This is a genomic window from Solidesulfovibrio carbinolicus (assembly GCF_004135975.1).
GTDB classification, from domain to species: Bacteria; Desulfobacterota; Desulfovibrionia; order Desulfovibrionales; family Desulfovibrionaceae; genus Solidesulfovibrio; species Solidesulfovibrio carbinolicus.
In genome coordinates this window covers 1592931-1610378 of record NZ_CP026538.1, presented here as the reverse complement: position 1 = coordinate 1610378, position 17448 = coordinate 1592931, and the positions used below count along the sequence as shown (strand labels likewise).

Genomic DNA, 17448 nt, shown 5'->3' with positions numbered 1-17448 from the left:
GGGAATGGGGATGCCGGAGCATGGTATCGACGGGGTATTCGCGGCCAGCGGCCATGCCTACGGCCAGCAGCTCTCCTTGCCGGCCGCAGCCGCCTTCCCTGTCTTGAGATCCAGCCGCATGGGCCGTGTCGCCGTCTTGCCGGCCGCGCAGGCCGGTTTGCGCCCGCTCTCGATTTTTTCCCCATAAGCCAGGCTTCCCGAGGCCACCGTGGCTCCCGGAATCACCGTGGCGTCCAGGGTCTGCTTCTGGGCCGCCAGATTGACCGCCATAAGGCCGTGCAAGCCGTCGGCCGGACCGTTGGTCACAAACAGCGTGTCCCCGGCCAAGCCGGCAAAGGCGAAGTCGCCGCCGTTGGGGATCTCGAAAAGCGGCCGCCCCTGGGCCAGCTCGCAGACCGCGTCCGGCGAATCCGCCGCCGTGTGGGCCGAAACCTTGAGCACGTGGCCGTCGGAATAGCCGGCCAGGGACTCCACCACGGCATAGCGCGGATAGAAATAGCAGGTCCGGTCATGGTAGGCGTGCACCTCGGCCAGGTCCGTGCCGGGCAACCCCGCCGCCTTGCCGCGCTCAATGGTCGTGGCCCCGTATTCGGCCGTCATGGGCGTCACCTCGTCCACGGCCAATACTTTGTAGGTGATGCCGTTTCGGGCCACGATCTCGCGCACCACCCCGGTCACCCGCACCTTGATGTCCAGCAGGCTGTTCATAATGCTGCCCCGGTCGAAGGGCACGTAGACCACCCCGGGTTCCTGGGCGCTTGTCAGTTCGATGCCGCCCTGGGGCGTTTGGCGCAACATGCCGTAGACCGTGGTTTTGCGGGTTTCCTCCTGGGCCTGGCCGACTTCCGGCAGGGCCAAACAGACGCCCAGGGCAAAAGCCAGGGCCATGAAGCGGGTGAACATGCGACGCATAACGCCTCCTCGGTGGAATGGCTTTCGGGTATCAGAGCCGGCGCGTATTGCAAACGCGGGATTCCCGATCATCGCGGTTGAAAAAAAACCGCGCCAGGGTATGAATGAAGCTACTGGAGGCCGGCATGAACGACGCCCAACACAGCGGCTCGCGGCAGACCTGGAAAAACTGGCTCATCGCCATCCTTTTTTGCATCGCGGCCGGTGAATTCGTCCTGCTGGCCCGCGCGCCAGCCCCCGCGCCGGAGCCCCCCGCGCCCCAGGCCCCGGCGACCGTCCAGTCCCCGGCCCAGCCGGCCGCGCCCCAGAACCTCGACGCCGTGCGCGTGGCCGGACTGGCCATGGACCCCGAGCGCGGCCGCTACCTGTTGGCCGCCTTTGACCGGCCCGTGACCGGAGCCCGCGAAGGGGCTTCCCCGGCCGCCGACCCGGCCGCCATCGAGCCGGCCCTCCCCGGCCGCTGGACCTGGGTTTCGCCCTACATGCTGCGCTTCGAGCCCAAGGACGGCTTTGCCCAGGCCACGGTCTACACCATCGCCTTTAAGGGCCAGGATTTTCTCACCCCGCCCCAGACCCTGGCCGGCAAGGACTCCTGGCAGGCCAGCTACGGCAGCTTCGAAGTGGCCCGCCTCACCGCCCACCTCGAACCCGCCCCGGAAGGCGGGGCCATGGTGGTGGTTCGCGGCGAGGCGGCCTTTAACCGCTCCGTTGACCCCAAGGCCCTGGTCAACCACATCAAGCTCATCGATCCCCGCGCCCCGGACAAACCCGTGTCCGTGTCGCTCACCACCACCTACGCCGCCAAGAAGCTCGAATTCGTCTCCGATCCCATCGAAAAGACCCCCCAGCAGCGCGACGTGAAAATCGTCATCACCCCGGGGCTGCGACCGGAAAAGGGCAGCATCGGCCTTAACCGCGAAGCCGTGGCCGTCATCCCGGTGGCCCTGGACCCCAATTTGCGCCTGCGCGAGGCCAAGGCCGTGTCCGAGGAAGGCATGGCCGCCGTGCGCCTGCTCATGTCCACCCCAGTGGAAGCGGGCGAGGCCGCGGCCGGCCACATCCGCATCGAACCGGATCTGGCCACCGAACTGTCCGCCGACGGCGCGGAACTCATTTTGAGCGGCGAATTCGAACCCGGCCGGGAATACGCCGTCACCCTGGAAAAAGGGCTGACCGCCGGCGACGGCGCGGTCCTGGGTGAAAACGCGACCAAGACCGTGCGCATCCCGGATCTGGCCCCGTCCGTCGATTTCCGCGACCAGGGCGTATTTTTGTCGCGAAACGGCTACAAGAACCTGGCTGTGAAAAGCGTCAACGCCGCCGCCGCCGAGGTGTCCATCGACCGGGTCTATTTCAACAACATGTTTCCGCTTTTCACCATGGACTACTCCGCCTTCGAGGACGACTACGGCGGCGGCGGGGTCAACTCCAACCTGGGCGACCGCATCTTCAGCGATCGGGTGCCCCTGCGCCACAAGAGCAACGCCGCCGAGATCACCCCGGTCAATCTGGAAAAATACATCCAGGGCCATGAACCCGGACTCTACCGCATAGCGCTCACCGTCCCGGGCAAGTTCGAGGGCTACCAGCGGTTCGTGTGCCTCACCGACATCGGCATCGTCGCCAAGTCCGGCCCCGGCGATCTGCTGGTCTGGACCGCCTCCACCACCACCCTGGCTCCCCTGGCCGGGGCCTCGGTCAAGGTCTTCTCCCACCAGAACCAGGAGCTCGCCGCCGGCGTCACCGACGCCCAGGGGCTTTTCCGGGCCAAGGTCAATCCCCGGGCCAACTATGACAAGCGCCCCTATCTCGTCGTCGCCCAGAAAGGGGCCGACGTGAGTTTCCTGCTGTACGACCGCTTCCGGGCCGACGACGCCGGCCTCGACGTCGGCGGCGCGGTCATGCCGGCCACCGGCTACACCGCCTTTGTCTACGGCGAGCGCGACATCTACCGCCCGGGCGAGACCCTGGAAGGGCTGGCCGTGGTGCGCGACGTGCGCCTGGGCGTGCCGCCGTCCATGCCGGTGCTCATCCGCCTGTCCGACCCCCAGGGCCGCAAGATCGGCGAACAGGCCGCCGTCACCGGGGCCGAAGGCGCGGTCAGCCTCAAGCAGGCCCTGCCCAGCCAATCCCTGACCGGGGCCTACAGCCTGGAAATCGTCACCGGCGAGACGGTCATCGGCCAGTACCGCTTCCAGGTCGAGGAGTTCGTGCCCGACCGCATCAGCGTGTCCCTTAGCGCCGACACGGCCAAGGCCGAACCCGGCCAGCCCGTGGCCTTTGGCGTCACCGGCCGCTACCTCTTTGGCGCGCCCGGGGCCGATCTGCCGGTGGAAGCCCGGGGCCGGCTCGTCAAGGCCGCCTTCGCGCCCAAGGGCTACGAGCAGTACGTGTTCGGCGACCCGGAGCGCAGCTTCGAGGACAGCGAATTCTTCCAGGAATCGGCCTCCCTGGACGCTGAGGGCAAGGCCTCGTTCACGGCCGAACTGCCCGGCGACCTGTCGCCTCCGGCGGCCCTGGAAGCCGTCTTCACGGCCCGGGTGCGCGAAGGCGGCGGCCGGGGCGTGGCCGGGCTCGTGCGGATGCCGGTCCATGTCTACGCCGCCTATCCGGGGCTCAAGCGCCTGGCCAGCGATGCCCTGCCCCCGGGCAAGCCGGCCGCGTTCGAGTGCGTGTCCGTGGCCAGCGACGGCAAGCTTGCCGCCACGGCGACCCTCTCCGCCACCCTGTACCGCGACGAATGGCAGACCGTGCTGCGAAAGGACGGCGGAACCCTCAAGTACGAATCCGTGCGCGACCCCAAGCTTGTGGAATCCAAGGACGTGGCCCTTACCGCCGGCAAGGGCAAGGTGAGCTTTACGCCGCCGTCCTTTGGCAGCTACCGCGTGGTGCTCGAAGACCCCGAATCCGGGGCGGCCACCCAGCTCGAATTCTACGCCGGCGGCTTTGGCTACTCGCCCTGGGCCATGGAGAACCCGGCCCGCATTGAGCTTAAGACCGACAAGGCCGACTACGCCTCGGGCGAGACGGCCAAGGTGCAGGTGCGCGCGCCCTTTGGCGGCAAACTTTTGGTGGCCGTGGAGGGCACGGCCATCCACGACGTCCAGATCGTGGACCTGCCCGGCAACACCGGCGAGGTGCTGGTGCCGATAAAGCCCGAGTATCTGCCCGGGGTCTACATCACGGCCACGCTGGTTAAAAAGACGGCAAACGTCGTGCCCGGCGCGCCGTCCCGGGCCTACGGCGCGACCCCCATCGGCGTGGACAAGGCCTCGGGCAGGCTGCCGGTGGCCATTGCCGCGCCGGCCGAGATCCGGCCCGGCACGACCCTGGCCGCCGAGGTCTCGGCCCCTCCCGGCAGCCTTGTCACCGTGGCCGTCGTGGACGAAGGCATCTTGCAGCTCATCGCCCAAAAGACCGCCGATCCCTTCGCCGCCTTTTACGCCAAGCGCCAGTTGCAGGTGGAGACCAGCGACACCTTTGCCCTGCTCCTGCCCGAGGTCGCGCCGCTTATGGGCAAGGCCCTGGCCGGCGGCGGCGACGGCCTGGAAGACTTGTCCGGGTTCGTACGCTCCCAGAGTCCGGCGGCCCGGACCGTGGCCTTCTGGTCCGGCCCGGTGCTGGTCGGCCCCACGGGCAAGGCCGAGGTGCGCTTCGACATCCCTGAGTTCCAGGGGCAGGTGCGGCTCATGGCCGTGGGCCTGTCCGGTCGGCGCTTCGCCGGAACCGAAGCCAAAACCATCGTCAAAAGCCCGGTGGTGGTGCTGCCGAGCTTCCCCCGCTTCTTGGGCTTTGGCGACAAGGCCCAAGCCACGCTCACCGTGCGCAACGACACCGGCAAGGACGGCTCGTTCACCGTGGCCCTGTCCGCCACAGGCCCGGTCTCGGTGGTCGGTTCGCCGCGCATCGTGTCCATCGCCAAGGGCGACACGGCCAACGTGCCCTTTGATCTGACCGCCGCCCAGGCCGAGGGGCTGGCCAGCCTGTCCCTGGCCGTTTCCGGCAACGGCGAGACCACGGCCGACACCGTGTCCCTGCCGGTGCGCTCGCCCCTGCCGCCGCGCACATCGGTGCGCTCGGGAGCCCTTGAAACGGCCAGCCTCACCATCCCGGAACTGGCCTCGGGCGAGTTTCTGCCCGGCTCGGCCAAGCGCGACGTGGCCGTGGGGCCGTATCCGCTGATCCGGTTTTCCGGCAATCTGAAGTCGCTTCTGGGCTACCCGTACGGCTGCCTGGAGCAGACCACGTCCAAGGCCTTCCCGCTGCTCTACTTCGCCGATCTGGCTCGGGCCATGGACCCGGGCAGCTTCGAGCGGGACAATCCGGCCGGCATGGTCTTGTCCGCCATCCGGCGCATCACCGGCATGCAGCTCTATAACGGCGGCTTTTCCATGTGGCCCGGCGGCGACGAGCCGCAGGCCTGGATGAGCCTGTATGCCGCTCATTTCCTCGTGGAAGCCGCCGCTGCCGGCTACCCGGTGGACAAGGAAGCCCTGGCCCAGGCCTTGCGCTTTGCCGCCGAGACCGGCCGCGAGGCCAAGCTCGACGCCCCCGACGGCCCCAAACTGGCCGCCTACGCCCTCTACGTCCAGGCCCGGGCCGGCCGGGCCGACATCGGGGCCATGGACAACCTGCGCGACGCCTCGGGCAAGCCTCTGCCCGCCGAGGCGCGCGGGCTTCTGGGCGCGGCCTACGCCGCCGTGGGCAATGCCCGGGCCGCCGACAGGCTCCTGGCCGGCCCGCCCCCCTCGGGCGAGGCGCGCAAGGAGACCGGCGGAACGCTTGATTCCACCCTGCGCGACAAGGCGCTCTACCTCTCGGCCCTGCTCGACGCCGCCCCGGCCGATCCGCGCCTGGGCAGCCTGGCCGTGGACGTGGGCCGGCTCCTGGAGGGCGAGGCCTACCCGTCCACCCAGGAAAACGCCTTCGCGCTCATGGCCCTGGGCAAGTTCTACGCCCGCCAGCAGGCCAAGAAGCCCTTCGCCGGCAAGCTCTACGCCGGCTCCGGGCTGCTCTCCGACGTCACCAGCGCCAAGGTCTTAAGCCTTCGGGGCTTAAGCCAACCCGGCGACCTGCGCCTGGACCTCGACCCGGGCTACCAGCCCGGCAGCTGCTACTATGCCGTGCGCACCCGGGGCATCCCCTCGGCCGCCGCCTACAGCCCACAATCGGCCGGCCTGGAAATCGCGCGCACCTACCTGACCCGCGACGGCAAGCCCATCGAGGGCAACACCGTGCCCCAAGGGGCGCTGGTGGTGGTCAAGTTCGCCGCCCGGGCCACCGCCGGGCCTGTGGCCAACGTGGTGCTCGAAAACTTGCTCCCGGCCGGCCTGGAAGTGGAAAACCCGCGCCTGGCCACCACCGAGCGCCTGCCCTGGATGGAAACGCCGGGCGAGGGCGAAACCGCGCACCTCGACCTGCGCGACGACCGCATCCTGCTCTTTGCCGATCTGAAAAAAGATGCCTGGCAGACCCATTACGCCCTGCTGCGGGCCGTGACCCCGGGCGTTTTCAGCCTGCCGCCGGCCCAGGCCGAGGCCATGTACGCCCCGGAGTTGCGAGCCAGCGGCGAGGCGGCAACCTTTACCGTCACGGCGGCCGGGAAATAGCGCCGAAGGGTTATGGAAAAATTCAAACGACTGGTTGCTTCGTGCGTGCGCAGCAACGTTTCCGATTTGCACCTGCGGGCGGACAAGCCAGCGGCCGCCCGCAAAAACGGCCAACTGCACTTTCAGCGCGACATCGTCTTTAGCGCCGCGGAACTTGACGATCTGCTGACCAGCCTGACCACCGACCGTCAGCGCCGCATCCTGGCCGAACGCTGGTCCGTGGACTTCTCGGCCCGCCTGACCGAGTCGCAGATGCGCCTTAACGCCTTCCACACCGCCGACGGCCTGGGGCTGGCCGTGCGGTTTCTGCCGGCCTCGGCCCCGAGCTTCGAGGATTTGAACCTCCATCCGTCCCTGCGCGCCCTGTGCGCCCGGCCCTTTGGGCTTATCCTCATCTGCGGCCCCACGGGCAACGGCAAGTCCACCACCATCGCGGCCATGCTGCGCGAGATCAACGAAACCCGTCCGGCCCATGTGGTGACCTTGGAAGACCCCATCGAATACCGCTTCGCCTCGGACCGCTCGCTCATTGACCAGCGCGAGCTTGGGGCGCACTTTCAAAGCTTCGAGCAAGGCCTTCAGGACGTGCTGCGCGAGGATGCCGACGTCATTGTGGTCGGCGAGCTGCGCGAACCGGAGACCATGCGCCTGACCGTAAACGCCGCCGAATCCGGCCATCTGGTCATCGCCACCCTCCACGCCGCCACGGCCGAGGAAGCGCTGTTGCGCCTGTGCAACGCCTTTGCCCCGGACGCCCAGGACTTCGTCCGCTCCCAACTGGCCTCCTGCCTCTGCGCGGTGGTGGTGCAGCATCTGGAATTTTTGCCCAAGGCCGGCTTTCGCGTCCCGGTGCTGTCCATGGCCGTCAGCGCCCCGGCCCTGCGCAACATCATCCGGGAAAACCGCTTCAACCAGATCGAAAACCTCCAACAGGCCGGCAAGGCCGAGGGCATGTTCACCTTCGAGCGCTACCGCCAGGAATTTCTGGAAGCCAAGGCCAAGCTGACCCCGCCGGCCCTGGCCTTCCGATCCTCGGGCCAGGCCGCGCCGCCCATCCGTCCGGCCCCGGAGCAGCCCGGCCTGAGCCTGGCCCAGCCGCCCCAGGCCCCGCCTTGCCCACCCGAGCCGCGCCAGCCGCCAAAGGCCGTCCACGAGCTCGAAGGCGAGGCCCCCGAACCCTACCGCATTGACGACGCCGTCTCCCTGGAGGAATTGGTGGCCCAGATGCACGGCAAGACGCCCTGAGGCCGGACCCGGCAGGCAAGCTTCACCGCCCGGCCCGCTGCGGGCCGCCTCCTTTGTCCGGCGAGCCGGGCGTCAGATGCAGGCTTGGGCGGCAGCAAGGCCACGACGGCCGAGCCCCCCGGGTGCCTCGGCCGGCAACCACGGAGCCGTGGGCGGCTTGCGGGTTAGGGACGTGCAGCCCGGGCCTCAGGCCCGGCCACCGCCAACGCAGGCCGCGACGAGGGCCACGGCCCGGGACACGGTCGCGCCGGCATAGAGCATGGCCACGTGGGAGACCGGCTCGGTGCACTCCAGTTCCCAGCCCGGTCGGTCGGGCACAAGTCCGCGGTCGGGCACGACCAGGTTGTCCACGGGCGAGGCCAGGGCGACCAGCCGCGCTCCGGGCGGATCGGGCAAGGCGTTCAGGCAGCCAAAGAGTTTACTCTCCGGGGTCAGCGAGCGGCCAAGTTTCCCCACGGCCAGTCGGGCCAGGGCGCTGCCCTGGTGCGGTGTGCCAAGGGTCACGACGCAGCGGGTGCGGCCGCAAAAATCCGACTCTGCGGCCAGCCGCCGGGCCATGAGGCCGCCCAGGCTGTGGCCGAGAAAACAGACCGGGGCGCGGGGCGGCACGAGCTCCCGCAGGCGCGCGGCCAGCCGGGCCGCCTCGGTCTCGAAATCGTCCCGAAAGCTCGGATACCCCAGGATCAGGACGCGGTTGATCCCGGCTCGGCCAAGGGCCCACCGGATGCGCCAGAAGGCCGAGGGGTTGTGGTAGAGGCCGTGCAGGCACACGACCACCGGGGCCGCGTCGTTGTCCTGCCCATTGAGACGGCCGGGTTTGCGGCGAGCCTGGAAAAGCGGCCCCAGGGGATAGGCGGTCACCATGATCGCCTGGGCGACCAGGGCCGAGGCCAGCCCCCGCAGCACGCAGGCGGCCCGACGTCCGGGGCAGCCCCGGGACAGTAGCACGGCCCGTCCGGCCAGGGCAAACCAGCCAAAAGCGGCGTAGCTCACCCCGGCCACCACCGCGCCCACGGCCAAGGGCAAGGCGATCAGCCAGCCAAGGATGGTCATGGGGCGTTGCCTCCCTGGCCGGCGGCCTTTTTGTGAACTGTCATTTCCTTGAAATATAAAATGAAAATCAAAACGTCAAACGCCGGTCAAAAAACCTGTTGACGACCAGGGCGGAGGTGCGTAGATACCGTTTCTCGCCGGGCGGGCGGGTAGCTCAGTCGGGAGAGCATCGGCCTTACAAGCCGAGGGTCACAGGTTCGAGCCCTGTTCCGCCTACCACGTTTTGTCAATGATCTGGGGCCGTAGTTAAGCTGGTTATAACGCCGGCCTGTCACGTCGGAGGGCGCGGGTTCGAGTCCCGTCGGCCCCGCCAGATCGCACCAGACGCCACGCGTCTGTCGGGACCTCAACGCGCAGTCCCTTTGAGGTTTCTTATTTGAGGCTCCATTGCCTCGCGGACTGCACCCCTGATCTGGGGCCGTAGTTAAGCTGGTTATAACGCCGGCCTGTCACGTCGGAGGGCGCGGGTTCGAGTCCCGTCGGCCCCGCCAGATCACAAAGGCGCTTGCGCCTGACAAGGCCCTGAAGGCGACACCTTCGGGGCCTTTTGTTTTTTTCGGCCAAGGAGACCGCCATGCCGCCCAAACGCCCCGCCGATTCCGTGCCTGTCTATTCCACCGACGCCGGCCGCCTGTGCCCGGGCTGCGGCCACGCCCCGGCGGCCTGTTCCTGCGCCGCCGCCAAGGCTCCGGCCGGGGACGGCGTGGTGCGCATTAGCCGCCAGACCAAGGGCCGCAAGGGCAAAGGCGTGTGCCTGGTCACCGGAGTGCCCCTGGTCGGCAAGGAACTCGACGCCCTGGCCCGGGAACTCAAGCAGCGCCTGGGCTGCGGCGGCGCGGTCAAGGACGGCGTCATCGAGATTCAGGGCGACAACCGCGAGCTGCTGGCCGCCGAACTCAAAAAGCGCGGCTACGTCGTCAAGCTGGCCGGCGGCTGAGTATTCCCCGTGATGCCGGGCGCAACATGACGCCTTGGCGGTAGTCAGCGGCTTCGAAGCCGGCATGACCAGCCCGGCCTGCCGCACAAAGCCCGCAACAGGCCGGCAAAACGCCCATCGCCCTGCGACGGTCAGTCTGTTTCGGCGAGGTCGGCCTTCCACGCTACAAGTCCGTCGGCGTGCTTCGCCCCGCCTTTCTCCTGACGCCCTAAATACAAACGCGCCCGGATCGATCCGATCCGGGCGCGTTTTGCGTTGGCGCAAGACGCGCCTAAAACTTGACGGCAAACGAAGCGTAAACCGTGTCGCCGATGGGGCTGTTGGACGCGCCCAGGCCGTGGAGCCACTTAGTTATAAGCATCAACTCCTTGCCGCCCACGGGCACGGTGTAGGTGATGGCCGGGCCGATGCCCGTGCCCGAGGAGAGAAAGGAGCCCAGCTTGGCCCCGGAGCCGGAATCCGGCGTGGTCTGGGCAAAAAGGTAACCCACCGCGCCCAGGGCCAGACGCTCGTTGAAATGGTAGGCCAGGGTCCAGTCGGCGTGGATCTGGTTGCCGGTCAGGTAGCTGGTGGTCTGGTTTTCGGTGTTGATCATGTAGCCGGCGTTGACCGAAAATTCGATCTTGCTCTTGGACAGCCAGGTGAAGGCCACGTTGCCGTCGAAGCTGGCGTAGTTCATGCCGAGGTTGGTGAGTTTCTTGGGATTGTAGTAGCCGGTCGGCAAAAAGATGATGGGCGACACGACTAGATGGCATTCGCCGAAGTTCCAGCCGGCGATGACCGGCATGAGGAAGATGTCGGACAGCCCGCCCCGGTCGCCGCCGCCGCCGTAGGCCAGGTGATGGGGCGTTTCCAGGCCGGTTGCGCGCGACTTGTGGCTCCAGTCGGCGGCCAGATCGCCGGTGATGTGCTCGTTTATGATGATCGGCACGCCCACGCCCACGCCGAGAAAACCGCCCATGGCCGGCACGTCGAACAGGTAGGAGAGCTTGGTGAGGTTCATCGCCATGGTGGAATCGACCCCGGCATAGGCCCGGCCGCCTTTGAGGGACTTATCCATGTGGGCGGACTGGTAGAAGGTGTCGTTTCGCACGTAAAACCCGCCGGCCGGGATATAGCCCATGAGGAAATCGCCGTAGGCGCCGAGGATGTAGTGGCTTACCCCGCCCTCGGCGGCCCGGGCCGGGACCGGCGCGGCGGCGCAAACGGCCCAGACGGCCAGGGCGAGAAGGAGTCGTGCGACGTGAAGACGTCTGGCGGCGTTTGGAAAAGTCGGCATGGCGGCATCCTTTGGCGCGGGGTTGCGGGTTGAGCCGGGGCGAGGCCGGGCGTTGCAGGCGGCGTTGCGGCATCAGCCGGACGCTATTTTATGGGCACGGCCTGGCCGGTCGTGTCTGGATACTCCACCGGAATAAAGACCGGGATGGCGCTTATGCCCTTGGCCCCGGCCAGGGCCTTGGCCACGTCCACGTAGCGCCAGTTCTTGTTGTCCATGCTGCAGTAATAGTAGCGCAGCCGGGCCGTGTCGGCGACGACGGACCAGATGGTCTTGTCGAAGCGCTCTGCCTGCTTCAGTCAGCCCGGCGTCGAGCCCCCGGGCGTCCGAGAGGCCGGCCGATGCCGATCTCCATAAGGTCCTCGCCAACGACAAGCCGGCCCGGGAAGTCGCGCTTGATGGCCTGGAAACGCCAGGGCGGCGTATTGCCCGGGGCGATGTGGCTAAGCACCAACGTCTTGACCTGGCAGGAGGCGGCCACCCGACCCAGATCGGCCGAGCTGGTGTGGGCGGTCATGACGTGGTCATACAGCGGCCAGGCCGGATGGTTCCTGTCAACGCCGGCAAAGGCGGACTCGATCCAGGCCTGGTCGATGACCTCGTGGACCAGCACGTCGGCCCCACGGGCCAGGCGCTGGAGATTGCCGCGCGTGTCCGGCCCGGTATCGCCGGAGATGACGACGCCGCCGTCGTCGGTGTCGAAGCGGTAGGCAAAGCTTGGGTAGACCTGGAAATGGTCGACCAGCACGGCCGTAACCCGCAGCCGGTCGTCCTCGTAGACGGCAAACGGTGCCATGGCCGGGCAGGTGTCGGCGGCGGTCCAGGGCCGGCCGGGATCGGGCGGGGCAAAACCGGCCGGCCAGGGGATGGCCGCCGGGTCGCCGATCTCCCGGACGTCGAGAATGCGGGTGAGGTCGGGGTAGCCTTCGTCGCGGGCGCAGTCGTTGAAGTTCTGGGCAAAAGCCTGCAGCAGCAGCTCGGTCATGCGTTTCGTTCCGGGCGTGGGCGTGGCCGGACAGCCGCCCCCGGCTTCGGCCGTCATGATGCCGCCGGCGTAGCCCGAATGGTTCTCCTCCAGCCGTCCCCGTTCGCCCGGGCCGATGACGACGAGACTTTTACCGCCGCCGTAGCCCGAACGCGCCCCGACTTCGAGAAAGGTCGCGTAGTCACCCAGGTGGTCCATGTGCAGATGGGTCAGGAACACGGCCCGCACATTGGCCAGGAAGGTGGTCAGATCGCCCTGGATGCGCTCCCGGCCGCGCCGGAGGTATTGGCCCCGGTTGAAGGCCTGGGCCAGGCGACGGGTCGCGCCGAAGCCGAGGTCGATGACGTAAAGCGCGTCGCCCACGGCCAAGGCCTGGGAGGCGCTGGCCCGGTCGCAGTCCGGCCACCAGGTCATGCCGCCGGTGGTGCCAAGCAGCGTGAGCACGGTGTTGTGGTTGGCCGCCCGGGACAGACGGCCGCCCGGACGGTCGGCGGAAGCCCGGCGCTGCCCTTGACGACGCGGCAAGCTCAAGCCTGCATGGCGAACTGGACTCATGGAACCCTCCTTGCGGCGCGCCCCTGGCGTCACCGATACAGCGGAACCGGGAAGAAAAAGGCGTCGATGCCCGGACGCGGCGGCCGCGACGGCGGCGCGCCGTCCGGCGCGGTTTCGATCCAGTTGACGCGCCCGGCTAGGTGCTCCCTGGAAATCGCCTCGTGAAACGCGGTCTGGCCGGCTCCGGGCTGGCCTTCCCGGCTGGCCCAGAGCAGTTCGAAATAGTGCTTGTACGCGGTAAACAACTGTCGGGCCTGGGCGTTACCCCCGCTCCACAGCCCGCTGCCGGGCCGGGCGGCGACGATGGTCCCGGCCTGCCAGAGCCGGCCGCTGCCCAGGCCCGGGGTGTCGAGGTTGGACGAGGAGACGTAAATGCGCCGGCCGGTCTCGTGGCCGGGCACATCGAGAAGCACGAACTTGTTGTGCATGTCCCGGGGTGTGCCGGGATTGACCGGCCGGCCGGCCGCGTCGAGGCTGGGCCAGACCAGGGCCGATTCGAGGGTGAAGGCCTTGCCCGTGGCCGCATCGACCCGGCGCAGGACCGAAGGACCGGAAAGCAGCGCGGCCGTGGCCGTCGGCGCGGCCGGATCGCCGCCCTGGAACTGCCAGAGCAGGCGCACGGTCAGGTTGCCGGGGCGCACGGCCGGGACGGAATCGTTTCGCGTCCGGTCCTCCCCGCGCCGGCCGGCGAAGCCCTCGACCACGAAGCGGTAGAGGTTGTCGATGAAATAGGCCGTGGGGCCGATCTCGAACATGGCCACATCCAGGACCACGTCGCGGCCCTGGCGCAGTTCGGCGGCGGCGTCGAAGATGACGGCGTCGTACCAGTCGATCACCCCCGGGGCGTGCTGCCCGGGATAGGGGGCGTTGAGATACAGCGGCCAGGGCCGTTCTGCCTGGGCCGGAAAGCCGCCCACAAAGGCCTGGCCCCGGCCGCCATAGAAGCGCACCAGATAGTCGCCCACAACATGGGGCGGCAGATCGTCCCCGCTGGAGTCGGCCGTTCCCCGCCCGCCCGGAAACAGGCCGGTCCCGTCGCCGCTTCCGGCCGCTGCGGCCAGGGCGCTAAAGGCGGCGGAGAGGTTCGGGGCGGCCTCGACGAAACGCAGGGCGTTGTTGCCCTTGCAAGTGAGTCCCACGGTCTGGAGATTAAGCGAGCCGTGGACGGTGTAATATTCGCCGGCCCCGTCGTCGCACTGAAACACCTTGGCATGGGTCTCGGGATTGCCCCAGCGGCCATGTTGCCGGCCCTCCTCGATGCGCGCCATGGCTCCCGTTCGCGGCAACAGCGCCCGCAGGGCCTCGGGGGAGACGTTGCCCACGCCGTAGCGCACGGTGAGCCGGGACACGTCGTTTAGGGCGTCGATGCGGGCCAGGACCTCCCGGGTCACGTCGTCGGCGGCCGTGCGGCGCACGTCCTTGAAGAGCTTGCCCCCGGCCGGCGTGTCCACTTCGCAGAAATAATCCACATTGCAAAAGCCCATGTGGATGTTGAAGGCATAGCGCCCGGGCTGGCCGCCGAACCGGGCCAGGGGCCAAATCCAGGGGTTGTAGCGCGCGTCGTTGGGCAAAAAGGCGGCCGGGTCCGGGTCGGCCGCCCCGGCGAAAACAGGCAAGGCGGCCGCGAACAGTCCCAGGGCCAGAAGGCGGAGGGCGGCGCGGCATACAAATGGGGGCATGTTTCCTCCGCACGCAAATTGAGGCGCAGCCAAACGCGGGCCGTTTCCTCGGCGTCAACGGACCGCATCTCCCCTCTACCCAAGCCGGGCAAAAAAGCCAGCTCTTCCCCACGGCCTGCTCATTGGCCAGAGGCTGCCCCGCCCGGCCAGCAACGCCATCCAGACGTGCCCCGTCGCCAAAACAGGGAAAAAACTGTAGCCCAAGGAAAAATGGTCACGGCCCCAGCCGTAACGCTACAGCCGCTCTGCCCCGAACCCGGCAAACGCCAAGCCAGCCCGTTGCCGGACGTCGGAGCCGCCCGCGCCTCCCGTTGCCCGGCAAGCCGGCCGCACGACAACCAAGGAACCCTCATGTCCGCACACCCCATGCCGCCGGTCAGCGCCCACTCCGCCAGCCGGCCTGGACACGCCCGTCGCCTGCTTGCGCTTTCGACGCTGCTAGCCTGCCTGCTGGTCGGCCTGCCGACTCTGGCCCGGCCTGTGGCCGCCGGCATCCTGGCCGAGGCTTCGTGCCCGTGCGGCTACCATGTGGAGCGGTTGCCCCTTTTCGGCGGCTTCGCCAACTTTCGCACCGTCTGTCTGTTCCCGGCCCTTTGCCGGGATAACGGCAGCCTCGTGCTCATCAATCTGCTTGATCCGGGGACGCGCCCGGCTTCCTGCCCCACCGGCCCCCTCGCCTCACTGGCCGATCCGGCCGTCGCCCCGGTCGATGGCGAATCCGTGGCCGAGTGGCGTCTCGCGGACAACAAGGTCGTACGACTCCTTGGCGGCGGCTATCCCTGCCCGCGTTGCGGCCAAATGACCTTGCATTTTCGACAGACCGGCTTTTGGGACTAAACCCCAGGGGATTACGGCCCCAAAACCGAGACCGGCCTATCCCCAGGCCAGCCCCTCCCGGCCTACTTGCGCTTGAAGGCCTTGCCAAGCCCGGCCGGAGTCCCCTCAACGCAAACGGCCCCGCCGAGATCGTCGGCGAGGCCGTCACAAGCGGCGTCCGGCCGCCGGGTCCGTCTCACTGCTCCTTGAGCGAGGCAATAAGCGCGCGCAGCTCCTGGGCCTGCTCGGCCAATTCGGACACGGCCTGGGCCGAATGGCTCATGGCCTGGGAGACCTCGGTGGAAATGCGGTTGATGTCGTCCACGCTGCGGTTGATCTCTTCGCTGGCCGCCGACTGCTCCTCGGCGGCGGTGGCGATGGAACGGACCTGATCGGTGGCGTCCTCCACCAGGGCCACGATCTCCTTAAGCGCCACGCCCGAGCCCCCGGCCTGGTCGGTGGCCTGGCCGATGAGTTTGGCGGCGGCCTCGAAATTATCGACGTTTTTCTGGGTGCCCTGCTGGATGCCGATGATGGCCGCGCCGACCTCTCGGGTGGCGGCCATGGTTTTTTCGGCCAGTTTGCGCACTTCGTCGGCGACCACGGCGAATCCCCGCCCGGCCTCGCCGGCCCGGGCCGCCTCGATGGCGGCGTTGAGCGCCAAAAGATTGGTCTGATCGGCGATATCGTTAATCGTCGTCATGATCTGGCTGATGTCGCCGGCCTGCTTGCCCAGGGCGTGCATGTCGCGGCTGAGTTCGGTCGCCTTGTCGCGCACAAGGCCTATGCTGGCCACGGCCTCGTCCACCACCTCGGCCCCCTGCTCGGCCTTGCGCTTGGCGTCATGGACGGTCTCGGCGGCCCGGCCGGCGTTTCGGGCCACTTCCAGGACGGTGGCGTTCATCTCTTCCATGGCCGTGGCCGTTTCGGCCGTGCGCCGGGCCTGTTCCTGGGCGCCATGGTTGGATTCCTCCACCTGAGACGACAGCTCTGCCGAGGCCGAGGACACCACGGCCACCACGCCTTCGAGCCTACCGGCCGCGGCCAACATGCCCTCGCGCTTGGCCTGTTCGGCCCGGGTCCGGGCCTCGTCGGCCCGGGCCGTGGCTTGCCGGGCGATCTCGGTCTGTTCCTCGGCCTCCCGGGTTTTGGCCGTGGCCGTCTCGATCATGGCCCGCAGCTTGACCACCATGGCGTCCAGGGAATCGGACAAGGCCCCCAGTTCGTCACGCCGCGCCAGGGACAACGTGCGCCCAAGCTCGCCCTCGGCCACCGCGCCGGCAAAGGCCACGCACCGGGCCAGATCGGCCACGATCTTGCGGGTGACCAGAACGATAAGCAGGCACACGACCAGGGTTCCCGCGCCGCCGAAAAGCAGGGTGGCGTTGCGCACGGCCTGGCTGGAACGGGCGATGTCGTCGGCGTTGACGGTGACGGCCACGGTCCAGCCGGTGTTCTTGTCGCGGGTGAAGACGGCGGCCTTGGCCAGGCCGTCCATCTGGTATTCGACCACCCCGCGGGCCATGGACAGGAGTTTGCGGCCCCAGTCGAATTCGGCCAGCTTGAATTTGAGGATGCGTCCAGCGTCGGGATGGCTGAACACCACGCCGGCCTTGTCCACGATAAAGGCGTAGCCGTTTTGGCCCACCTTGACCGGGGCAACCATGTCCTCGGAAAATTTGGCCAAGTTGACCCGCACGACCAAAACCCCGGCCGGCCGGCCGCCGACGGCCACGGGCGTGGCCACGAGAAACACCGGCTTGCCCGTGGAGCGGCTCAGCAGCGGTTCGGAATAGTTGGTCTCGCCCTTGATCGCCTGCTGGAAATAGCCACGGTCGGCGTAGCTGCCGGTGATGCCGGGATCGGTGGACAACAGCACGCCGCCCTTTTCGTCGAGGATAAAGCCGGCGTCGATGGAGCTGTCAAAGGCCAGCAACTCCTTGAGGGCGGCCAGAGCCTTTTGCTGCGTGGTCCCGTCCTTGGCCGGGGCGGCGACATATCCCGTGATGAAGTCGCTGCGGCTCTGCATGACGAGCACATTTTTGATGTCTTCCGTGTAGATGTTCAGGCCCTTGCACACGGTATCGGCAATATTCTGCGAAGAAGAAATAAGCTCATTCCAGAGTTCATCCGAAGCTTTGCGATAGGAAAAAAGTCCCGCCAAGGCCATGCTGGCCACAATGGACAAAATAGTCGGCATCAAGAGCTTTGATTGCAATCCCATTTGCATATTACACCTGTGTTTGTTGTGCAGCAGCCTCGCCATGGCGACCCTACAATTTACCTTCCCTATTGTGTACGGTATTTTTCAAAAACGGGCAACAGCACAACGCTTTTCTCTATAGATTTCAGGACAACCATTGGCGAAAAAACAATTAAAA

General features: G+C 67.7%; 11 protein-coding genes and 3 tRNA genes. 7 read left to right on the top strand and 7 right to left on the bottom strand.

The genetic code is table 11. The features are described from left to right. Positions 1-57: 57 nt before the first annotated feature. Positions 58-912 carry a hypothetical protein gene (locus C3Y92_RS07125; RefSeq protein WP_235669641.1) on the bottom strand — a complete coding sequence of 285 codons (855 nt, stop codon included), beginning with the start codon at positions 910-912 and terminating at the stop codon, positions 58-60. Positions 913-1037: 125 nt separating this feature from the next. On the opposite strand from C3Y92_RS07125, the gene C3Y92_RS07120 reads away from it, so the two are divergent. Further along, entirely contained in the window at positions 1038-6521 is a 5484-nt protein-coding gene (locus C3Y92_RS07120; protein ID WP_165352077.1) for an alpha-2-macroglobulin family protein, read from the top strand. A 12-nt stretch (positions 6522-6533) separates the two neighbouring features. Further along, positions 6534-7766 carry a type IV pilus twitching motility protein PilT gene (locus C3Y92_RS07115; protein WP_129351127.1) on the top strand — a complete coding sequence of 411 codons (1233 nt, stop codon included), beginning with the start codon at positions 6534-6536 and terminating at the stop codon, positions 7764-7766. A 186-nt stretch (positions 7767-7952) separates the two neighbouring features. On the opposite strand, the gene C3Y92_RS07110 is transcribed toward C3Y92_RS07115, so the two are convergent. Continuing rightward, on the bottom strand, positions 7953-8819 hold the full coding sequence (locus C3Y92_RS07110; RefSeq protein ID WP_129351125.1) for an esterase/lipase family protein: 867 nt from the start codon (positions 8817-8819) through the stop codon (positions 7953-7955). Positions 8820-8962: 143 nt separating this feature from the next. On the opposite strand from C3Y92_RS07110, the gene C3Y92_RS07105 reads away from it, so the two are divergent. The 4 genes from C3Y92_RS07105 to C3Y92_RS07090 all read left to right on the top strand — a co-directional run bounded on the left by C3Y92_RS07105 (position 8963) and on the right by C3Y92_RS07090 (position 9756). After that, positions 8963-9038: transfer RNA gene (locus C3Y92_RS07105), tRNA-Val, on the top strand. A gap of 17 nt (positions 9039-9055) precedes the next feature. Beyond that, a tRNA-Asp gene (locus tag C3Y92_RS07100) sits at positions 9056-9132 on the top strand. Between the two features lie 101 nt (positions 9133-9233). Then, positions 9234-9310, top strand: a tRNA-Asp gene (locus tag C3Y92_RS07095). 83 nt (positions 9311-9393) lie between these two features. Continuing rightward, positions 9394-9756 (top strand): translation initiation factor Sui1, encoded by a 363-nt coding sequence (locus C3Y92_RS07090; RefSeq protein ID WP_129351123.1) that lies wholly within the window; start codon positions 9394-9396, stop codon positions 9754-9756. 271 nt (positions 9757-10027) lie between these two features. On the opposite strand, the gene C3Y92_RS07085 is transcribed toward C3Y92_RS07090, so the two are convergent. The 4 genes from C3Y92_RS07085 to C3Y92_RS07070 form a co-directional block, all read right to left on the bottom strand. Beyond that, positions 10028-11035 (bottom strand): SphA family protein, encoded by a 1008-nt coding sequence (locus tag C3Y92_RS07085; protein ID WP_129351121.1) that lies wholly within the window; start codon positions 11033-11035, stop codon positions 10028-10030. 83 nt (positions 11036-11118) lie between these two features. Next, positions 11119-11250: a hypothetical protein gene (locus C3Y92_RS21665; RefSeq protein ID WP_268932633.1), complete on the bottom strand. Its 132-nt coding sequence runs from the start codon at positions 11248-11250 to the stop codon at positions 11119-11121. A gap of 77 nt (positions 11251-11327) precedes the next feature. After that, positions 11328-12572: an MBL fold metallo-hydrolase gene (locus C3Y92_RS07075; RefSeq protein ID WP_129351119.1), complete on the bottom strand. Its 1245-nt coding sequence runs from the start codon at positions 12570-12572 to the stop codon at positions 11328-11330. A 29-nt stretch (positions 12573-12601) separates the two neighbouring features. Then, complete coding sequence (locus C3Y92_RS07070) at positions 12602-14251, bottom strand: hypothetical protein (RefSeq protein WP_129351117.1); 1650 nt, start codon at positions 14249-14251, stop codon at positions 12602-12604. Positions 14252-14602: 351 nt separating this feature from the next. Here C3Y92_RS07070 and C3Y92_RS07065 point away from each other — a divergent pair, with 351 nt between their 5' ends. Further along, positions 14603-15088 (top strand): hypothetical protein, encoded by a 486-nt coding sequence (locus tag C3Y92_RS07065; protein WP_129351115.1) that lies wholly within the window; start codon positions 14603-14605, stop codon positions 15086-15088. Between the two features lie 175 nt (positions 15089-15263). Here the strand turns inward: C3Y92_RS07065 and C3Y92_RS07060 are convergent, their stop codons facing one another. Further along, the gene (locus C3Y92_RS07060) at positions 15264-17267 is read right to left on the bottom strand and encodes a methyl-accepting chemotaxis protein (RefSeq protein WP_165352076.1); all 2004 of its coding nucleotides are present in this window, start codon (positions 17265-17267) and stop codon (positions 15264-15266) included. Positions 17268-17448 lie beyond the last annotated feature (181 nt).

Bases quoted from the DNA above. Each gene is read 5' to 3' on its own strand.
- C3Y92_RS07125 (WP_235669641.1), bottom strand. From the start codon at position 912: ATGCGTCGCATGTTCACCCGCTTCATGGCCCTGGCTTTTGCCCTGGGC.
- C3Y92_RS07120 (WP_165352077.1), top strand. From the start codon at position 1,038: ATGAACGACGCCCAACACAGCGGCTCGCGGCAGACCTGGAAAAACTGG.
- C3Y92_RS07115 (WP_129351127.1), top strand. From the start codon at position 6,534: ATGGAAAAATTCAAACGACTGGTTGCTTCGTGCGTGCGCAGCAACGTT.
- C3Y92_RS07110 (WP_129351125.1), bottom strand. From the start codon at position 8,819: ATGACCATCCTTGGCTGGCTGATCGCCTTGCCCTTGGCCGTGGGCGCG.
- C3Y92_RS07090 (WP_129351123.1), top strand. From the start codon at position 9,394: ATGCCGCCCAAACGCCCCGCCGATTCCGTGCCTGTCTATTCCACCGAC.
- C3Y92_RS07085 (WP_129351121.1), bottom strand. From the start codon at position 11,035: ATGCCGACTTTTCCAAACGCCGCCAGACGTCTTCACGTCGCACGACTC.
- C3Y92_RS21665 (WP_268932633.1), bottom strand. From the start codon at position 11,250: ATGGACAACAAGAACTGGCGCTACGTGGACGTGGCCAAGGCCCTGGCC.
- C3Y92_RS07075 (WP_129351119.1), bottom strand. From the start codon at position 12,572: ATGAGTCCAGTTCGCCATGCAGGCTTGAGCTTGCCGCGTCGTCAAGGG.
- C3Y92_RS07070 (WP_129351117.1), bottom strand. From the start codon at position 14,251: ATGCCCCCATTTGTATGCCGCGCCGCCCTCCGCCTTCTGGCCCTGGGA.
- C3Y92_RS07065 (WP_129351115.1), top strand. From the start codon at position 14,603: ATGTCCGCACACCCCATGCCGCCGGTCAGCGCCCACTCCGCCAGCCGG.
- C3Y92_RS07060 (WP_165352076.1), bottom strand. From the start codon at position 17,267: ATGCCGACTATTTTGTCCATTGTGGCCAGCATGGCCTTGGCGGGACTT.